This is a genomic window from Pseudoalteromonas sp. bablab_jr011, assembly GCF_016464045.1.
GTDB lineage: Bacteria > Pseudomonadota > Gammaproteobacteria > Enterobacterales > Alteromonadaceae > Pseudoalteromonas > Pseudoalteromonas lipolytica.
Genome location: NZ_JACDWU010000249.1, coordinates 1 through 2,555, shown reverse-complemented (window position 1 = coordinate 2,555; position 2,555 = coordinate 1). Strand labels below are relative to the sequence as shown.

At 42.3% G+C, this 2,555-nt stretch carries 1 protein-coding gene; it reads left to right on the top strand.

What is annotated here, in order from left to right; all coding sequences use genetic code 11:
• A partial coding sequence (locus tag JIG41_RS14680; RefSeq protein ID WP_283246077.1) for a FimV/HubP family polar landmark protein occupies positions 1 to 2,386 on the top strand: 2,386 nt, incomplete at its 5' end.
• Between the last annotated feature and the right edge of the window lie 169 nt (positions 2,387 to 2,555).

The window sequence follows — 2,555 nt, the reverse complement described above, 5'->3', positions numbered from 1 at the left end:
TGAAGTTGATGACCAGCCTCAAACTGACGAACAGGTCGATGAAAACGAGCTAGTTGACGAAGATGAACTAGACGATGCACTCGATGTTGATGACATTGACTCACTCCTTGATGACGTTGCAATGGATGAAGCCGCAACAGAACAAACTCTCAGTGAAGAGCCTGAAGAGGATGACCAACCTCAAACTGACGAACAGGTCGATGAAAACGAGCTAGTTGACGAAGATGAACTAGACGATGCACTCGCTGTTGACGACATTGACTCACTCCTTGATGACGTTGCAATGGATGAAGCTGCAACAGATGAAGTCATGACTGAACAAGCACTCAGTGAAGAGCCTGAAGTTGATGACCAGCCTCAAACTGACGAGCTAGTTGATGAAGATGCGTTGGTTGATGAAAACGCGCTAGTTGACGAAGATGAACTAGACGATGCGCTAGATGTTGATGACATTGACTCACTCCTTGATGACGTTGCATTGGATGAAGCCTCAACTGATGAAGCTACGACTGAACAAACACTCAGTGAAGAGCCAGAAGAGGATGACCAGCCTCAAGCTGACGACCAACCTCAAGTTGACGATCTAGTTGATGAAGATGCGTTGGTTGATGAAAACGAGTCTGTTGACGAAGACGTGCTAGACGATGCACTTGATGTTGACGACATTGACTCACTACTTGATGAGGTTGCAACGGATGAAGCTGCAATTGAAGACGCGCAGAGTGAAGAGCCATTAGTCGATGAAGAACCTGAGTTCGATGAACAGGTTGATGAAAATGAGCTTGATGACGCGCTTGATATTGACGACATTGATTCATTACTTGATGAAGTCGAAACCGATCAAGATGAAGCCGATGAAGAGACAGGCGTCGATACACTTAATGATGAAGATGAGTTAGATGATTCGCTGATTACTGAAGACGATGATCTCGATGATATTGATGAACTCATTCAAGAAGCAAATGAGCTTAAGCAAGAGACAGAAGCGCAAATCTCTGACCTATCGAACGAAGAAGACAACAACGCGCAGCATAACGAAAATCTACAAGACTCATTAGCTGATCTTGCTGATGCTGATCAAGCAATTGATGACATGAATGTAGAATCAGTGGCATCTGAATTAGTTGATAGCACAGAAGAAGTAGACATTGATGAAGCTCTGCATCAGGAATTTAATGAAGACAGTGATGAGCTGTTAGACGAAGATGACCGCTTAGATGAATATGATGATCCGGCATTAAAAAGTGTTGATGAACTGCTCAACGAAATCGGTGAAGACGAAGACTATGTTGCCCCACCAGATTGGTCTATTGATGAACCTGAGCAGGACTTTGAAGAGGTTGAAATTGATTTAGGTGACGACCCGCTTGCCGAGGACGAGTTAACCGATGAATTTGATTTAGACATTGAAGACGAACCTTTAACGCAAGATACGGTGACACCAAGCCAAGAACTGGAGGAATACCCAGAACTTGAGTTAGATGAAGCAGGTTTTGAGTTAGATGATAATGACACAGAGCTCAAAAACGAAGATACGATAAAGCCGAGCCAAGCAGAGCAAGATCTAGCTAACTCACTCGCAGGTGGCAATGAACTTGACCAGCTTGAAGATGACTTTGATGATGATCTTTTGCTCGATAATGAATTCACTGAAGCTGATGCATTTGAGCCTGAAAGTGACTCTGCTGAACTTGAAAATAAAGTAACAGTAGATGACCCGCTACCAGAGCTTGATGATTTACAAGAGTTTGAGTTAGAAGAGGCTGAACTAGAAAGTGTTGCAGATAATGCGCAAACACTGGCTGATATTGAATCTACGCTTGCGGATAGTGACGGTATCGGTGAGCTTTCAGATGATGAAATCGATGATGATTTTATGGCAGATCTGACGCAAACAGATTTTGATGCATTGCTTAATGAGCTAGCCGAACCGGATGAAACAGACATAACGGATGCCAGTGAGTTCGACGTTGATTTCAATGCACTGTTAAATGAAGACCTGCAAGTTGAAGCCGCAGACGAAAGTGACTTTTCAACTGATATTGAACCCTCAGATGAACAAGCCTCTAAGCAAACAGACGATGAGTTTGTTGATATAGATTCATTGCTTGAACAGAGTGATGATGAAGCGCTTGATTTTGAACCATATGACGATGTTGATATGGATGTGGGTCTTAGCGATTTTAATGACTTGCTTGCAGGTGATAACCCTACAGATGTTGATGCTGAAAGTGGGGGTTACTCTGCCAAGCTTGATTTAGCGCGAGCGTATATCGAAATAGATGATTTTGATTCTGCGTTAGAGGCAATTGAAGATGTGATTGCCAATGGCCCAGAAGAAGTGCAAGAAGAGGCGCTATCTTTAAAAGCTAAAATTAAGTCATAAAGTATCAAAGTAATAAAACCGAGCAAGTCGCTTAATGCAGATCAGTTAAGCATATTTTTATGATCACTTGACTGATCTTTTCATAGCTTCACAATCCGATATTAGAAATAGTATCGGATTTTTTTTATGTCTCTAATTCAACACTTTGATGATATGTCCTCCTTTTTAG